Annotated in this window: 15 protein-coding genes; 6 read left to right on the forward strand and 9 right to left on the reverse strand. The window is 45.9% G+C overall.

The features are described from left to right. Window positions 1-4 precede the first annotated feature (4 nt). Window positions 5-1,522, reverse strand: a complete 1,518-nt coding sequence (locus tag PLE7327_RS15140) for an ammonium transporter (protein WP_041392195.1) — start codon at window positions 1,520-1,522, stop codon at window positions 5-7. A 660-nt stretch (window positions 1,523-2,182) separates the two neighbouring features. Further along, a protein-coding gene (locus PLE7327_RS23555; protein ID WP_217523113.1) for an IS5 family transposase occupies window positions 2,183-3,027 on the reverse strand; the annotation gives its coding sequence in 2 pieces (ribosomal slippage) (window positions 2,183-2,643 and window positions 2,643-3,027; 846 coding nt in all). A gap of 64 nt (window positions 3,028-3,091) precedes the next feature. On the opposite strand from PLE7327_RS23555, the gene PLE7327_RS15155 reads away from it, so the two are divergent. The 3 genes from PLE7327_RS15155 (at window position 3,092) to PLE7327_RS15165 (ending at window position 8,918) form a co-directional block, all read left to right on the forward strand. Beyond that, a complete protein-coding gene (locus tag PLE7327_RS15155) occupies window positions 3,092-6,202 on the forward strand; it encodes a peptidase domain-containing ABC transporter (protein ID WP_015144688.1) in 3,111 nt (1,036 codons plus the stop codon). Window positions 6,203-6,844: 642 nt separating this feature from the next. Continuing rightward, the gene (locus tag PLE7327_RS15160) at window positions 6,845-8,512 is read left to right on the forward strand and encodes an HlyD family efflux transporter periplasmic adaptor subunit (protein ID WP_015144689.1); all 1,668 of its coding nucleotides are present in this window, start codon (window positions 6,845-6,847) and stop codon (window positions 8,510-8,512) included. Between the two features lie 34 nt (window positions 8,513-8,546). Next, a complete protein-coding gene (locus tag PLE7327_RS15165; RefSeq protein ID WP_015144690.1) occupies window positions 8,547-8,918 on the forward strand; it encodes a HetP family heterocyst commitment protein in 372 nt (123 codons plus the stop codon). Window positions 8,919-8,932: 14 nt separating this feature from the next. Here the strand turns inward: PLE7327_RS15165 and pap are convergent, their stop codons facing one another. Beyond that, window positions 8,933-10,423, reverse strand: coding sequence for a polyphosphate:AMP phosphotransferase (pap, locus tag PLE7327_RS15170; RefSeq protein WP_015144691.1), 1,491 nt, complete (start codon window positions 10,421-10,423; stop codon window positions 8,933-8,935). A 98-nt stretch (window positions 10,424-10,521) separates the two neighbouring features. On the opposite strand from pap, the gene galE reads away from it, so the two are divergent. Both galE and PLE7327_RS15180 read left to right on the forward strand, forming a co-directional pair. Continuing rightward, window positions 10,522-11,526 carry a UDP-glucose 4-epimerase GalE gene (gene galE, locus PLE7327_RS15175; protein ID WP_015144692.1) on the forward strand — a complete coding sequence of 335 codons (1,005 nt, stop codon included), beginning with the start codon at window positions 10,522-10,524 and terminating at the stop codon, window positions 11,524-11,526. Between the two features lie 142 nt (window positions 11,527-11,668). Then, window positions 11,669-12,118, forward strand: coding sequence for a hypothetical protein (locus PLE7327_RS15180; protein WP_015144693.1), 450 nt, complete (start codon window positions 11,669-11,671; stop codon window positions 12,116-12,118). Window positions 12,119-12,229: 111 nt separating this feature from the next. Here PLE7327_RS15180 and PLE7327_RS15185 read toward each other — a convergent pair whose 3' ends face one another. The 4 genes from PLE7327_RS15185 to PLE7327_RS15200 all read right to left on the reverse strand — a co-directional run bounded on the left by PLE7327_RS15185 (window position 12,230) and on the right by PLE7327_RS15200 (window position 15,773). Beyond that, window positions 12,230-12,622 carry a metal-sensing transcriptional repressor gene (locus tag PLE7327_RS15185; protein WP_015144694.1) on the reverse strand — a complete coding sequence of 131 codons (393 nt, stop codon included), beginning with the start codon at window positions 12,620-12,622 and terminating at the stop codon, window positions 12,230-12,232. A 150-nt stretch (window positions 12,623-12,772) separates the two neighbouring features. Continuing rightward, a complete protein-coding gene (locus PLE7327_RS15190) occupies window positions 12,773-13,522 on the reverse strand; it encodes a DUF1995 family protein (RefSeq protein ID WP_015144695.1) in 750 nt (249 codons plus the stop codon). Between the two features lie 95 nt (window positions 13,523-13,617). Beyond that, the gene (locus tag PLE7327_RS15195) at window positions 13,618-14,826 is read right to left on the reverse strand and encodes a cysteine desulfurase family protein (RefSeq protein ID WP_015144696.1); all 1,209 of its coding nucleotides are present in this window, start codon (window positions 14,824-14,826) and stop codon (window positions 13,618-13,620) included. An 80-nt stretch (window positions 14,827-14,906) separates the two neighbouring features. Then, on the reverse strand, window positions 14,907-15,773 hold the full coding sequence (locus PLE7327_RS15200) for a shikimate dehydrogenase (RefSeq protein ID WP_015144697.1): 867 nt from the start codon (window positions 15,771-15,773) through the stop codon (window positions 14,907-14,909). 267 nt (window positions 15,774-16,040) lie between these two features. On the opposite strand from PLE7327_RS15200, the gene PLE7327_RS15205 reads away from it, so the two are divergent. After that, entirely contained in the window at window positions 16,041-16,319 is a 279-nt protein-coding gene (locus PLE7327_RS15205) for a YiaA/YiaB family inner membrane protein (RefSeq protein WP_015144698.1), read from the forward strand. A gap of 97 nt (window positions 16,320-16,416) precedes the next feature. Here PLE7327_RS15205 and PLE7327_RS15210 read toward each other — a convergent pair whose 3' ends face one another. Both PLE7327_RS15210 and PLE7327_RS15215 read right to left on the reverse strand, forming a co-directional pair. Continuing rightward, the gene (locus PLE7327_RS15210) at window positions 16,417-16,842 is read right to left on the reverse strand and encodes a ferredoxin (RefSeq protein ID WP_015144699.1); all 426 of its coding nucleotides are present in this window, start codon (window positions 16,840-16,842) and stop codon (window positions 16,417-16,419) included. Continuing rightward, on the reverse strand, window positions 16,842-17,228 hold the full coding sequence (locus tag PLE7327_RS15215; RefSeq protein ID WP_015144700.1) for a DUF1257 domain-containing protein: 387 nt from the start codon (window positions 17,226-17,228) through the stop codon (window positions 16,842-16,844). Before PLE7327_RS15215 ends, PLE7327_RS15210 begins: the two co-directional genes overlap by 1 nt. Window positions 17,229-17,256: the final 28 nt, after the last annotated feature.

Here is a 17,256-nt window from a genome sequence, read left to right on the forward strand (position 1 = left end):
TCAATTAAGAACCAGGCGGTGGCGGCATGCGTCGAGTTAACAAAGTACGCAGCGATCTAGGCGGTAAATCCTGCTTGACCAAGAAATCGTTATAAGCGTGGAGTCCGTGTTCGCTAATATCCAATCCCTTCAGTTCCGCGTCAAAGGAAACTCTCATCCCAACTGCCCATTTGATCGACGACCAAGCAAGCCAGCTCAAAATCGTCGTCAAAAGACTGATAGAGGCGATTCCCAGCAGTTGCACAAACAGTTGTCTCAGACCGGCAAGACCGCCTCCGATTAACAATCCCCTCGCTGGTCCCTCTTCATAGAGAACGAAATTGGGATTGAGGTTAACGTCGGATCCGAGGGCAAACAGGGCAACGGCGAGCGTTCCCCAGATCCCTCCTACTAAATGCACCGCAATCGCTCCTACGGGATCGTCGATTTGCAATTTGTCGAAAAAGTCTACGGCAAAAACCACCACCACGCCGGCAACGAGACCGATGACTCCCGCCCAGCCGATAGTGACAAAGCGACAAGAGGCAGTAATTCCAACTAAGCCCGACAAAACCCCATTAATCGTCACCGACAAATCGGGCTTGCCGAAATACCACCAAGAGGTTACAGTAGCAGCAATTCCTCCCGTCGCAGCCGCCATATTGGTGGTTAAGAGAACGTGGGTAATGACATGAGGTTCGACTGCTAGGGTGGAACCTGCATTGAAGCCAAACCAACCCAGCCAGAGAATCAAGCCGCCTAGCGTCGCCGTTGTGAGGTTATGACCGGGCAAGGCTAGGGAGTTTCCATTTTGGTATTTGCCGATTCGCGGCCCGAGCAAAACTACCCCGACTAAAGCCGCCCAACCCCCTACGGAATGAACGACTGTAGACCCTGCAAAATCCCAAAATCCGAGTCGATGCAACCAACCGTTGCCCCAAATCCAGTGTCCGGCGATGGGATAGCCAATGCCAGCTAAAAAAAGACTGAAGACAAAAAACGCCAAAAATTTGATCCGTTCGGCAACCGCACCAGATACGATAGTTGTTGCTATTCCAGCAAACCCCAAATGAAAGAAAAATTTGGCTTGCAGCGGTATTCCCGCCCAAGCCAAAGAACTGTATACGCCTTGATAGGAAATTTCTGTCCTAGGGCTATTATCAGAACCGCTTAAAAAAAATCCGCTCGTGCCAATAATCGGATTGCCATCGCCGAACATCACGCCAAAGCCAACTGCCCAGAATGCAACGGTAGACAAAGCAAAAACGATAAAATTTTTCGCCAAGAGGTTCACCGCATTCTTTTGACGGCAAAACCCGGATTCGAGCATAGCAAAGCCAGCATTCATAAAAAAGACTAGACACCCTGTAAAGATCGCCCAGATCGTGTCTAGTCCGACTTTCCACTCTCGCAGACTTGCTTCTAGGTTTGCGGAATCTAGCGATTGAGCGGCAGCACTTGCTATGCCCATCAACCAGAATAAGGTTGCTAACAACAAGCAAGCTTGCCAACTTAGAAGTAATCGATTGTTTGAGGGCTTCAATTCGTCAACCCGTCTTGCTTTCGTCTAAATACGCGGAATTTTATCAGTTTGCATCCGGAAATCTAGCCAGTGCTACTGTAGTAGGAACTATAACTCATCTTAAGGCGCTTGACCTTGTTTGGGTTGAAAATTTCAAACTTCGGTTGTAAAAGCTGAGTTGAACGGAGAAACTAAAACGCGCTGATACAGGACGTTGGTTCATGAGTAAATTTAACAGTTTTTTTAAGCTAGTTTTAATCCTGTTTAAAGATTCGGTAAAGAGAGCCGCAAATTCCCTACCGTCTCTTGACAGTTCCGCTGCAAATTCATTAATACTATGTCTAAATAGACTTTTTTGAAAAAATGTCAAGATTCAAATTAGAGGTGATTGATTTCAATTAATCGCTCGCTTGGGAGAAAAGTGTAAAAAAAATAATTTGTTGCATAAAGAGTTAGACATTACTTTAAGTAAATACCAGAATGGCAAAATTTTAGGTTTGGTGGATGGTGGCTCGCATTTTGCCTTCCTTTGTTTTTTTTGATGACTGCCCAAGGGATAGGGCAAGGCTTAACTCGAAAGAATAGACAGCCAGGAGTTACTGATAGCAAGCAACCTACCCTTTTATCAACGGTTTACCAACTGTGACGAAGAGACTTGACAATAGACCTCCTGCAAAAGTGTTACGCGATCGCATAATTGGAGTGGGAAAGAAGTTCATAATTATAAATGCCAGCAATCAAATTAAATCTCAACCCAAACCGTCTTCTTCGGTTGCGATATCGACTTGAAAGAATTCTGAATATTTTTAGACTGCGATGAATATTTTCAATTACAATCCTTTCACTTGCTAACTTACGATTAAACTTCTTTTGCTCTAGACTTAACTGTTGATTGCGCTTTTTTTTGTTGGGAATTCTACTGTTGGGATGAAGTTTCTGAATTCCTTGATATCCTTTATCAGCCAAACATTCTATCTGTTGTTCGATTCCTATTTTACTATTTTTCCAAATCTTAAAATCATGACTTTTTCCCTTCTCATGAGCAATACAAAGAATTTGTCTCGTTTTTGCGTCAGCTAAAACTTGCGATTTTATCGTGTGACACTTTTGCCGACCACTGTAGTAAGCTTTTTGTTTTTTTTCGGTCTTTCTATTTCATGTTCTGCTACATCTACTACGACAATTTCAATTTCTGTATTTTGGGGTTGAACAGCTTTTTTCCCAGGCAGATTGAAAAGTCCCGATTTCATTAAAATATCTTCTACTTTTCTGGTGATTCGTAAAGCCGTTGTCTCGTTTATTCCCCAGCTAGTTCCGATATGAAAATAGGTGCGATACTCTCGCCAATATTCAAGAGTCATTAAGATTTGGTCTTCTGCGCTTAATTTATTTGGTCGTCCTGTTTTTTTTTGTAAGACTTTTTCGGCTTCTAGAACTTTTACCATCTCTTTAAACGTCTCTGGATATACTCCACAAAGCCGTTTAAACTCTGTCGGTTTTAAATTTTTTACTTGAGAGTAAGTCATAACTCGAATTGTAATTTGGTTTTATTTTACCTAACTTACTCTGACTTTTGCTGGAGGTCTAATGATGAAACCGCATTCGGAAATACAAGAGCCAAAGCCATCGCTTGATAGTACTGCGGCGATTCTGCCGCTACTTCTACAGCAAGTAAAAGGTCACAGCCATACCGCTACGTCAATTCCCGAGTTGAGTAAAAACTTTGAGATGCGTGACTTTCAGCTAGGAGATAATGTTGAGAATATCGCAGGCAATGAGAAAAATACTGCTCCTAACGAACAAAAGATTAAAGATTTATATTTAATTTGTCAAGGACGAGTGAGGTTGCTGAGTTTCGATCCTCACAAAAAACGAGAAGTCCCGACTCAGTTGTTAGCAGAAGGAGAAACCTTTGGAACTGACTCTCTTTTTAGCGAGGTGGTTTTTCCCTACCGAGCGATCGCGGCGACGAATTCCCTGCGAGTAGCCAAAATTGCAGCTGACAAACTTTTGCCTTGGCTGGAACAATTGCCCGAACTGAAAGAAAATTGGTCGGGCGAGGCAAAAAAACGGCAAGCTCTCATCTTCTTCAGAACCCTAACCGAATGGCGATCGCTCTCCAGCCACCGACTACAACACATTTTTTCCTACTTGACCCAAAAAAAGATTGCCGCTGGAGAATCCCTCGCTAAAGTCGCTCCCGCACAGGCAGGTCGTTTTTGGCTGCTCGGCGGTCGGGTTGAGAATCCGACGCTGGAGGTCGGCAGTTCCTGGGGACATCCAGACCATACACCGGACGGTGCGTTTGCTAGAACGGATTTGTTAGCCTATCATCTCCCTCTCGAACATTGGGAAACGGTTCGCGCGATCGTTACCTCCAAAGACAAACCCGCAGGCGCAAAAGCTTTTGCTCCGGGAGCGATTACCGCCTCTAGTACGAATGACGGCAACGTCGCACCAGCGCCATCTACCAATGCAAGTGCTTCCCGTCTGAAGCCCCAGCCAAAACCGTCAAAAGTTGAATTCCCAAAACCATTGCAGCGTCGCTTTCGCGCCTGGAATCGCTATCCCCATAACGATCAACAGAGCGCTGCCGACTGCGGGGCAACTTGCTTGAAAACGATTAGCCAATATTGGGGAAAACGCCTCAACCTCAATTTCCTGCGCGATTTAACGGGAGTCGGACGATCGGGAGCTTCGCTGAAAAACTTGGCTAAAGCCGCTGAGAGCCTCGGATACCACGCGCGACCCGTGCGAGCGAGTCTCAACAGCCTCGCCTCGCAAAAAAATCCTTGGATCGCCCACTGGCAAGGCGATCACTATATTGTCGTTTACCGCATCGGCGGCGATCGCGTCCTGGTTTCTGACCCTGCCAGAGGTAGGTTCTCTTTGAACCGCCAAGAGTTTCTCAGAGGCTGGACCGGATATGCCTTGCTGCTAGATCCGACCGAGCACCTGGAGCAGCTCAAAAACGAAAAACCCTCGCTGGGGAGATTTTTGGGATTATTAGTTCCCTATCGCTCGGTTGCCTTCCAAATTATTTTTGCATCTCTACTAATCCAGATCTTTGGCATTGTCACGCCCCTGTTTACCCAAATCATTCTCGACCAAGTGGTGGTCAACAAAACGCTGACGACGCTCCACGTTTTTTCGATCGGCGCGCTGCTGTTTGGGATCTGGGGAATCATTCTCTCCGGCATTCGGCAGTATTTGGTAAGCTATCTCTCCAACCGCCTCGATCTGAGCATGATCGGCGGCTTTATTCGTCATGCTCTGATGCTACCCCTACGGTTTTTTGAAGACCGCCATGTGGGAGATATCATTACGCGGGTTCAGGAAAACCAGAAAATCCAACGCTTTCTCATCAGCCAAGTCGTCTTGGCGTGGTTGGATTTTCTGACGGGATTTCTCTATTTGGGGTTGATGTTGTACTACAACTGGCAATTGGCTTTGCTAGTGATAGGTCTCGTTCCCCCGATCGTTATTTTGACCTTAGTCGCTACTCCCCTGTTGCGCAAGGTTTCGCGGGAAGTCTTTAATAAATCTGCCGAACAGAACTCTTCTCTAGTGGAAACGATTACTGGAATCGGAACGGTCAAGACCACCGCTTCGGAACGGGAATTGCGCTGGCGCTGGGAAGAACATTTAACGGGTTTCTTGAATGCTCAATTTCGCGCTCAAAAACTGGGAATTAATTTACAAACGGCTGGCGGATTGATAAATTCCATCGGCAATACCGCTTTGCTGTGGTATGGAGCGATGTTGGTCATTCAAGACCAACTGACGATCGGTCAGTTTGTTGCCTTTAACATGCTCATCGGTAAAGTCCTCAGTCCCGTCCTCTCGCTGACCAATCTCTGGGACGAACTGCAAGAAGTGCTGATCTCGGTAGAACGACTCAACGATGTCTTTTCTGCCGAACCCGAAGAAAGTTCGGAAAACCCCTTATTGCCCCTGCCGCCTATTAAAGGCGAAGTGCGCTTTGAAAATGTCACCTTCCGCTATAACGAAGACGACGATCGCAACATTCTGCAAAATATTACCTTCACGGTCAAGCCCGGACAGACGATCGCGATCGTTGGGCGCAGCGGTTCGGGCAAAAGTACCTTGGTTAAGCTACTGCAAGGCTTATATCACCCCAACAGCGGGCATATCTGGATCGACGGACACGATATCCGTCACGTTTCTCTCCAATCGCTGCGATCGCAACTCGGTGTCGTTCCCCAAGAATGTTTTCTCTTCTCTGGAACGATTTTGGAAAATATTACTCTCTATCGACCGGAATATAGCTTGGAACAAGCGGTCGAAGTCGCTAAACTGGCAGAAGCTCATGCCTTTATTCAATCGATGCCCTTGGGATATAACACCAAAGTCGGAGAGCGTGGGGCAAATCTGTCTGGCGGACAGCGCCAACGAGTTGCGATCGCCCGCGCACTGCTTGGAGAACCGAGAATTCTTCTGTTGGACGAGGCGACCAGCGCTCTCGATACGGAGTCGGAGAGGCGCTTTCAACAAAATCTCGTTCGTCTGTGCCGCAATCGCACGACTTTTATTATCGCCCACCGTCTCTCGACCGTGCGTAACGCCGATTGCATTTTGGTGCTCGATCGAGGCATTCTAGTCGAGCAAGGAAACCACGAAGAGTTGATGAAGCAGCAAGGGCTTTACTGTCACTTGGCACAACAGCAACTCGATCTTTAATGACTGCGTTTACTGTTAGTTTAATTAACCAATTAGGGTAAAGGAAGAGAAAGGATAAACAAAGATCTCGAACGTCAATAATTGTGCAAGTTAGATTTTAATTTTTGCTTAAAATAACGACGATCGATCGCGAGAAACTGAAAATATCTCGAATGATATTTTTAGAGAAAAACTCTTTTATTTAATGTAGTTATTTATGAATATTAACAATTTCGTCATGAAAACCTGCCAAGTTGGCAGATGATATTGAATCAATTGTATATTATTTTCTGTATAGAAGCTTCCGCGAATATACGGAAATTTGCTTGACTGAAGGCGAAAAAATTAGTATAAATAAGCAAAGAAGATAAAAGACTCTAAAAAATCTATAAAAACTCAATGTAAAAAAAATCCCTAAAAAATCTGTCTGAAATCAACAATAGGATAAGTTTTTTCTCAGATGGAAGTAGAAAAGAGCGACAAAATCCTCTTCATCCATAAAGCTAAACCGAAACCCGACCGACTACAAGCTAAAAGGTTAATTGACATGCTCTTAAGCAAAAGACAGGAATGAACTGAGGTATAGGGGCTTTTCTACTCGTCGGCATGAGCTCGATTTTTAGAGCGGGCTAGTGAAGTCAATTAATAAGGTTAGTAGGAACTATGAAATTTCCCCCCAAATCATCTGGAACGAGCCAGACTCCTGCTGAAATCTCAAATAGCAGCGATCCCAAGCTCCCTCCCGATCTGTCGGTTGAAGAAAAAGCAACTTCTCGACAGGAATCCACTTCGCTCTATGGAGGAGTAGCTGGATCTATTCCGGTCGCTAGGCTTCCAGGTTCCTCTAGTTCGCCAATTCCTAATCCCTCATCGACGGTGGATACCAAATCCGGTCGTTGGTCGCCCTCGGTACAGTCCCTATTAGACCAGCCACCCGCCAACCTGCCCTTGCGCTTTATTTTGGGTGGAGTAGCATTTTTTGTGGCTTTCGGTGCTTGGGCTTGGTTCGGCACGATCGAAGAAGTAGGCAAAGCGACAGGAAAGCTAGTGCCAGAGGGGGCAACCTACAAAGTTCAACCTGTAGGTTCCGGGAAAGTCAGCCGTATCGTCGTTAAAGAAGGGCAAGAGATCAAAGCCGGACAAATCGTTGCCGAACTCGATACAGATTTGGCTCAAAAAGAACTCGAACGACTTAAGGAAGCAATCTCTTCCTATCAAAACGAAGTCATTCAAAAACAAAGCTTGCTCTCACAAGCAGAGATGGAAGCCAAAACTCGTGCCGAGATATCCGCAGCCGAACAACTATCGCAGCGGTCGGCGATCGCCCTAGCCAGAGAAAAAGCATTGACTACCCGCCAACTGATCGCTCAGCAACAGTCAGAACTACGAGCCTATCAAAGCAGAAGATATCACCTACAACCAATTTCGAGTGCGTCTCAAGAGTATCTCGATCAACTCAAGAATGAGCTGACGAGCAATCAAGAAAGGCTAGATCGGTTAAAGACTTTAGAAAATGAAGGTGCGGTTTCCAAAGAGTTCGTCTTTCAGGCAGAACGGGAAATAAGAGAAATCGAGCAGCGCATCACCCAAACTAGGCTGCAAGAAGTCACCAACGTCAGCGAAAAGCTATTTGATGCCGACCAATCGCTGCGCGATTTGGCATCTCGCCTAACTGAGAACCAAGGCGCATTGGTAACGAGAAACAAAGAAGTCGAACAACTTGAGGCTCAACTGGCACAAAAACAAGCAGAAGCCAACACCACTCAGATACAAGCCCAACAGAAAATCAAGCAACTCGAACTAGAAATTGCCCAGACGAAAGCCAAGATTGCAGATACCAGAAATCAAATAGCAGCTGCCCAAGCTAAACTCAAAGACAACTATCTCAAAGCTCCCGTCGATGGTGTGGTTCTGTCTCTCAATCTCAAAAATCCCGGCGAAGTGCTCCAACCGGGGCAAACCGTTGCCGAGATTGCTCCCCACGGAGTTTCTCTCGTTCTCTCAGCCGTCATACCAAACAGAGAAGCGGGCTTAATTAAGACCGGAATGCCGGTACACGTTAAGTTGGATGCCTATCCCTATCAGGACTATGGGGTCATTCCCGGTGAAGTGACCGTTATCTCGGCAGATGCTAAATCTAACGAACAACTCGGTCCGGTTTATACGGTAGAAGTCAAACTAGAGCGCGACTACGTGACTGACAACCAGCAAAAAGTCCAATTCAAAGCCGGTCAAACTGCCACCGCCGATATCGTCATTCGTCGCCGCCGGATCGCGGATGTTTTATTAGATCCAATTCGGCAGCTCCAGAAAGACGGCATGGATCTTTAGAACTAACTGACATCGTTGAGGAGAAAACACGACAATGAACCAACCATTCGCCTACAGCCAATCCAAACAAACCAAGGCTATGACGAACGAGCAGTTCGAGCAAATCGTCGAAGCTATTGTGGCTGGAAAATATTCTTGGGCTTGCGTTCTCATTCTGCGCTTCGCTGGATACAATCCCCTTCATTACATTCCCTACCGTACTTACAATCGATTGCTCAAGGACAACTGCTTGCAGAGTAAATCAACTCAAGAAGCTGCCTCAGTCGTCAAACCCAGCCAAGGTTTCTCCCAAGGACGAATCGCGCAAATCGAGGATCTCAATCATACCGAAGAAGTCGATCGCGACAGTACGAAAGTTCGCGGCGGTATGGGCATGGGAATTTTTCGGAATTTTTGGTTGTTTTAAGGTACATCAACTCATTATCGCTGTTTCAATTTGGCTTTAATCGCTTCAATAACTGTTTCGATCACCTTGACGCGGGCATAGTACTTATCGTTACCTGCAACTAGCGTCCAAGGGGCCGATGGAGTACTGGTACGGGCGATCGCCTGATCGATCGCAACTGCATAGAGACTCCATTTATCGCGGTTGCGCCAATCTTCTTCGGTAAGTTTGTAGAGTTTAAAGGGATTATTCTGGCGTTCTTCAAAGCGTCTTAGTTGTTCTTCTGAGCTGATATGCATCCAGAACTTCACCAACACGTAGCCGCCATTGGTCAATTGGGCTTCAAACTCGTTAATCTCCTGATAGGCGCGTCGCCATTCGGCTTCTGTGGCAAAACCTTCGATTCTCTCGACTAACACGCGCCCGTACCAGCTACGATCGAAAATAGCAATCGTTCCACCGCCAGGAATTCTACGCCAAAAACGCCAGAGATAGTGGTGGCGCTTTTCTTCGTCCGTAGGTGCAGCAAAGGCATTAACTTTATAACTGCGGGGATCTAAAATGTCAGTCAAGCGCTTGATTGCACCTCCCTTCCCAGCCGCATCCCAGCCTTCAAAAATAATCAAAACTGGGAGATTGATTTGGTGGATTTTTAACTGGAGTTTGCGCAACTCGACTTGTGCCTCGCGCAATCGTTTTTTGTATTCGTCTTTGTCGAGTTTCAGGCTTAAATCTACCTTGGCTAGAAAATCGGGTTCGGTGGGGAACAGATGCTCTTGCGGCTGCAATCTGGGTGTCTCTACTTGGGGAATCTGGAGTCGATCTAAAGCTTGGGTAATGGTAGCCACTAATTGAGTCAGCACTTTGACCCTTGCCCAGCGCTTACAGTTTCCTTCTACCAACGTCCAAGGGGCAGCGCCAGTACTGGTATAGGTGAGCATTTCTTCTGCTAGGGCAGAATATTCTTGATACTGTTTGGCTTGCTGCCAATCTTCTGGACGAATTCGCCAGGAGTCGAGTTCGTCAGAGGCATATTTTTTAATGCGGCTTTTGAGTTCTTTGCGCCCCAGATGAATCCAAAATTTAGCGATCGCAGTTCCATCATCGACCAACTGCCGCTCAAAAGCATTGATATCCCTCATCAACAGGGGAACGTGGGAGTCGGGAACTCGACCGAACAGCCGATCTTCGAGAACGTGAGTGTACCAACTGTGATAGAAAAACGCCAGACTGCCTCTAGGGGGAAGTTTGTGCCAAAATCGCCATAGAAAAGGATAGCGTTGCTCTTGGGGAGAAGGCGGAAAAATGGGATAAACCGCAAAACCGCGCGGATCCATATAATTTACCATTTTTTTGACTAACGCTCCTTTTCCGGCTGCTGCCCATCCTTCTAATACGACAATTACGGGTAATTTTTTATCCCAACAGGCTTTTTGCAGCGCCCGTAACTGACGCATTAAGTCTTCTATTTGAGATTGATAAGTAACTTTATCTAAGGCAAGATCCAGATCGAGAGTGTCTAGCATTTTCCGGCGATCGTGATGATAATGTAGAGATGAATTATTCAGTATAAGTAAAATTTCTAAGCCATCGCGGATAACTAATAATTAATAAAGGAGTTCTGGTGTCATCAGTTAAACCGACAATTCTCGTTACGGGCGGGGCGGGTTATATTGGCTCTCATGCCGTCCTTGCCTTACAACAGGCAGGCTATGAAGTCATTGTTCTGGATAACTTGTCCTACGGTCATCCAGAATTAATACAAGAGGTTTTAAAAGTAGAACTCATTGTTGGAGATACGAGCGATCGCGCTTTGCTCGCCAATCTCTTTACTAGCCGCGAAATCGCTGCCGTAATGCACTTTGCCGCTTTTATTGCCGTTGGAGAATCGGTAGTCGAGCCTGTCAAATACTATCATAACAACGTAGTGGGAACGCTAACCCTGCTGGAAGCCATGCTCGCTGCCGGAGTCAAGAAGTTTGTCTTCTCTTCTACTTGCGCCATTTATGGGATGCCGAAAGAAGTTCCCATGACCGAAAATCATCCCCGCGATCCCCTCAGTCCTTATGCAGCGAGTAAGGAGATGGTAGAGAGAATCCTCGCCGATTTTGATGGGGCTTATGGCTTAAAATCCGTTGCTTTTCGCTATTTTAATGCATCCGGTGCCGATCCGAGCGGTTTGTTAGGGGAAGATCACAACCCAGAAACTCACCTCATTCCCCTGGCTTTATTAACTGCTTTAGGAAAACGGCAATCCCTGTCTATTTTTGGCACCGATTATTCTACTTCCGACGGAACTGCCATTCGAGATTACATTCACGTCAGCGATTTAGCCGACGCACACGTTTTAGGATTGGAATATCTATTGGCTGGTGGCAATAGCGACGTTTTTAATCTGGGCAACGGCAATGGTTTTTCCGTGCGAGAAGTAATAGAGACCGCAAGGAAAGTAACGAGTCGGGAAATCCCTGTCGTCGAGAGTCCTCGTCGGGCCGGCGATGCGCCGATTCTAGTAGGTAGCGCCCAAAAAGCCAGAGAAATTCTCGGCTGGAATCCCCAATATGCAGATTTGACTACCATTGTCAGCCACGCTTGGCAATGGCATCAGAAGCGCCATGGAAACAGTTAACCTAAAGATTGGATAGCTGATGACCGATGACCAAAACAATTCCAATTAACAATTGATTGTTATGCACAGTAATTCAAGCAAAAATCATTCATAATTGCCAGCGATCGCTGGTAACGAGCAAGCCACTACAATGAGATTAGTTATGGCTAATTTAGTGCAAAAATTTTTAACGATCTGTCTAAGTGCGACCGCAGGTTTCTCGACCTTCGGTTGTGCGGAAACCAAATTTTCTCAATGCCAAAAAATTATTGAAATTACAAAAAATATTGCCAAAGAAAGCCAAAATAATCGTCAAACAACCGATATAAAAAAAGTTCTTCAAATGGCAGATACTTTTGAAGAAACAGCTGAAGAGATGAAGAACCTCAGAATTCAAGACGAAAAACTAATGCAATATCAAATCGGCTTTGCCGAAGTATATCGCGGTAACGCTCAAGCAACTCGCGAATTTGTCGATGCCTTGCAAAAAAAAGACATTGCCAAGGCAAAGTTAACCCAAAAAAGAGTGCAACAAATAGGAAAAAAAGAACAAGAATTAGTCAGCAATATGAATAGTTATTGCCAGGGAAACCGAACTAAGGACGTAGAGTAAAAGTCGGAAGTCGGAAGCCGAGGAAGTAGGGGAAGTGTGGGGAGTGTGGGGAGACTTTTGGGACGGGGAGACAATTAACTACTAACCACTAACTACTAACTACTCGCTAATTTAGGGCAAAAAGCGATCGAGGGCGGCTTTTAACTGTTCGATCTCTTCATCGATATTACCCTCATCGGCAGCACGGGCAATGCACTCGCTCAGATGTTCGTCTAAAATTAGGCGCGCCACGCGATCGATCGCGCCGCGAACGGCAGCAATTTGGATTAATACTTCAGGACACGGACGGCTTTCTGTCACCATTGTTTTAATTCCGCGTATGTGTCCCTCTATACGAGACAGTCGATTCACAATCTGCCGCAGAGAAGCTTCGCTATGAACGTGAGGCTTGCCTTGCCCCTCATGAGTGTGGACGCGATCGCCATGTTGATGAGCATTTTCTGACGGATGCAAAATTTTCTGCGGACTTGGATGAGTTGAATTGGTCAATGGCTTAGCTTCCATTTTTCACTCGATAAGGTGTGTAGCGGACATGCTACTAAATTCTAGTCTGACATAGATCGTAGGAGTGGAGCTAAATTAATTTTTGTTTTGTTGTGGGGCAAACAGCTTTTTTCCGCGATCGATTAGTGGTTAGTAGATAGATAGTCTGTGCTATTGACTTAGAGCGCGGAAGAATCGTTGCATATTAGTTAATAAACCGGGTTTTTTCGGTTTTGGTGCCTGGGTACTCTCGTTCTCATCGCTGTTGCCCGTTACGGCACCAGCGATGAGTAAATCTAGCCTTTCTCCTGTGGGTTTTTGGGGTTCTTCGGCAATTAGTTGATAGTCTTCCTCTCCTCCTAGCCAGACTTGCCACAAAGACGGATAAGAACGCAGCACGACAGCCCCTTCTAGAGGTCTAAAGTAGTAAGAGGATTCCAAGGTACTGAGGAATCGTTCTCTCAGTTGGCGGGCAGCCAAACCAATTCCGACAACGGAAACGTCTTCTAGTTGAGGAATGAGGAGAACTACGGGGCGATCGCCTGCCAAATTGCAAAGTTTCTCAACCGAGTTGACTTCAATCGCCGAGGGAGAGACGACTAAGAAAGCCGTATCCTCTTCCGATATCTTCATATCTACCGGGATAAAACGACTCCCCAAGTCGCTTACTTGAAAAACGGTCTCTCCCCAATCGCGACGTGCCAAAGCTGCCGCACCCGTATCGGGAAATAAAACCCTCAATCCAGAACCATAGTCTTCCAAAAGGGAAGTAAATTCTAGGGCAAGCGATTGGGCTTGCAGGGCAATTTCTGGGACGACCAATTCTACTTGTATGCGCTCGCAACCGGCTTCTAGAGCAACTTTAGTCGCTTCTTTAGCTTGTTCTACAGCTTCTTCTAAGGTTGATGGAACTTGAGGCATAGTCAGTTATCAATTATCTGTTATCAGTTATCAGTTTATAGCGTTCGATTTCTGGTGTGGCGATCGCTGCATGTTAGTCGCCAAGGAATAACTTCTTAATGTCCAGCCGTTACTAATTGAGGCATTAGTCGATCGAGAACTTGTTTGAGTACCATTGCCGTCCAATCGATCTCGGCTTCGGTGGTTTCTCGTCCCAGAGTCAGGCGAATTCCGCCTAACGCTTCCTCTGGAGTAAAACCCATCGCTAGCAATATAGGGCTGGGAGATAGTTTCCCACTGTGACAAGCCGAACCAGAACTAATTCCGATTCCTGCTAGGTTTAACTGACGTACTAGGGTTTTTCCCGTAATTTTTTCTTTTCTGACTCGCTCGTGAGGATCGCTGACGATAAAGCTAACGTGGTGCGGCAAGCGATACAATCTGTCTCCGGTGGGAATGAGGTAGGGACAGTCGGCTAAGCGATCGAAGAGGCGATCGCGCAATTCAATTAACCGACGGGTTTCTGTTTCCATGTCAGCGGCAGCTAATTCGGCAGCAACGCCAAATGCGGCAATGACGGGAACGGCTTGAGTTCCCGAGCGCAAGCCTCTTTCTTGTCCGCCACCGCCAAGGAGGGGAACTAATTCTCTGCCTTCGCGCACGTATAATGCCCCAGCCCCTTGAACCCCATAGATTTTGTGGCTGGAGAGAGAAAGCATATCGACTGGCAATTTCTGCACGTCGATAGGCACTCGTCCGGCTACTTGAACGGCATCGGTATGAAAGAATACGTTGCGATCGCCTTTGGCGCTGCGCCCAGCGCAATCGCGGGCAATTTGAGCGAGTTCCTCAATCGGTTGTAGCGTGCCTACTTCGCTTTGCCCGTAAATAATTGACACCAAAACTGTATTTGGCTGTATGGCTGCTTTTAAATCGAGAGGATTTACTCTGCCGTAGCGGTTGACGGGCAGTCGAGTCACTTGCCAGCCCCATTTTTCGAGCAAGTTAGCTGGTTGTGCGATCGCCGAATGTTCTGCGCTGGAAATAATTATGTGTTGAGGCGTTTGATAGCGACGCGCTACGCCCATCATGGCGAGATTGTCGGCTTCTGTTCCCCCAGAGGTAAAAACAATGGATTCGGGATTGGGGGCGTTGATGAGATTGGCGACTTGAATTCTAGCGGTTTCAATAATTGTTGCTGCCCTCTCTCCCCAAGCGTGCAAGCTGGAAGGATTTCCCCACTGCTGCGCGAGGACTTCTTGCATCTTGGTAACCACCTCCGAGCGTGGAGGCGTTGTGGCACTATAGTCAAGATAAATTTGCATTTTTTTACACTTTGAGGCGCGTCCCTAGCACGCTAGGCTGACTCTATTTAATAACTTAGCAAACTTGGTTAAATCCCTAGTTAATGTCCTAAATATTGTTGCAGCGATCGCCGCATTACATCGACGGGAACTGGTTGTTGCAACCAAATTTTTAAGGCGGATGCACCTTGCTCGACTAACATCTTTAATCCGTCAATCGCTTTCGCGCCTCGTTCTTTTGCTCGTACTAGAAATTGGGTAGGGTTAGGCGTATAAATGAGATCGTAGGCGATTGCATCGGTTGGCATTTTCTCCATCACCACTGCATCCACTGGAGATTCATTCACTTTTGGATACATTCCTACGGGAGTTGTATTCACTAACAACTTGGTATCCGATACCAGCTCTGCTAATTCCGACCATTCATGAACTTCTATTTCGGTTTTGAGAGCTGAATTCTGCCAACTTTGTTTAAACTTTTCCAATTTAGTGCGATCGCGTCCTACAACGCGAATTTTTGGACATCCTATCTCTGCACATCCGACCACAACAGCTCTCGCTGCACCCCCATTGCCTAAAATAATCGGGGTAACTTGCGTCCAATCGCGATCTAATTCTTTCAAAGGAGCTAAAAACCCTTCTACATCGGTATTTGTGCCGCACCAACCCGCTTCCGTGCGCCAAACGGTATTAACTGCCCCTACCAGTTGCGCCGCCGCAGAGACTTCCGATAGCAGAGGGATAATGGCTTGTTTGTGGGGGATAGTAATGTTAAACCCAACGACACCTATTGCTTCAAAACCCGCGATCGCTTTTTCTAAATCCTTTCCTTTGACTGGAAAAGGAACATAAACATAATTAACCCTCAAATGTGCGATCGCTGCATTGTGCATGACTGGCGACAGTGAATGTTCGACTGGATCGCCAATAACTCCTAATAGTTTGGTTTTACCTGTAATCAGTTGCATTTAAATTAATTTAAGCATCAGGAGATGTTTACAATCTTAGTATTGTCAAACCAACAAAAAACTACAACAAAAATCCACTCATACATCGCCCAGATAACTTTCTTAGCGCTTCTGCGTAAGATTTTATTTATCCTTTTGAATGGCGATCGCATTATCAATCGAACAATCCAGTTAATAAACTGTCACTTCTTATCCTTTCCCCCTCAAGCCGCCATCCATAAAATTGAAATAATTTGGTCAAGCAGAATTTTTTAGGATAAAGAAGCAATGAATAAACATAACATCGTCCAAGACCACAGTTCGGCTTGGGTAATGCAAACCTGGCTATCTTTTATTATTTCCGTAACTGCTACCTCGCTTGGAATTATTTATTTACCCGTCGATGGTTGGACAAAAAGCTTTATGGGAATGGGATTAGCTTTTACGGTTGGCTCTACAATTAGTTTGGCAAAAACTCAAAGAGATTTACATGAAGCAAAAAAAATCACGTCTAGAATCGAGGAAGCCAAAGTCGAAAAACTGTTAGCAGAACACAATAATCTTTAATAAAAATCCTCAATGGAGATAAACCATTGAGGATTTTTTGAATAGCAGAGCTATGTAAATTAGCCTTTTTTATTTTGTTCGATCTGATGGATTGAATTTAATGATTTGCTTGTTTCTTGAGTTTCTTAGCAGCAATTGTGCGATTCTTTTGAGGAAATCCAAGTTGCTTGATCTCTTGGTATTTTCGCTCTTCTTCTAACTCTTTTAGTTTGCTGTAATCGACCCAGTGAATGCAATCCACCGGGCAGGTATCGATAGCTTCTTGGATTGTTTCTTCCAAATCGCCATCTTGATTAAAAACTCGCGATCGCCCGTACTCCGATTCGATGTAGAACGTATTTGGGGCAACGTGAGCGCAGTGTTTGCAGCCGATGCAGGTGATTTCATCGACGTAAACACCTTTTTGCCGCAGTGCGCCCCCTAGTTCCGGCTCGAATCCAGATCGTTCCGGTACCTCTCGAAATATACCCCCTAGCTCCGGCTCAAACCCAGATCGATCGGGGGTTGGGGAAAAGCCAGCCATTAGGCACTCCAGCGTTGGACGACTAAACGAATAGAACCATCTTCATTTTTTTGCTGTTCTGCAATCTGGAATCCTTGCTTAACAGACTCGCTTATTACGGTATGGAAAGCATATCTCTGAGTTACTTTTCTCAAGAAACCTTCCACAGATAAAGGTTGCTGCCAGTATTGCAAATCGGCAACCAACTCATATTCGTTTCCGTTCCAGCTAAAACCGATGTCGTGGTTATTGTCTTGTTCGATTACAATTTCAGCTGTGCGGGTTTGGCCTTGATATCCTCTGACGGTCGTCGGTCCCTCTTTCCAATCAATTCCCAGATCGGTCAGGGCAGCTTTGAGGGAGGTTAGGTTGCGAATTTGGGTTTTGATATTGCTAAAGTGCGACATAATCCTAGACGATTTGATTGAATTGGAT

Origin of the sequence: Pleurocapsa sp. PCC 7327 (genome assembly GCF_000317025.1) — a bacterium.
GTDB lineage: Bacteria > Cyanobacteriota > Cyanobacteriia > Cyanobacteriales > Microcystaceae > Hydrococcus.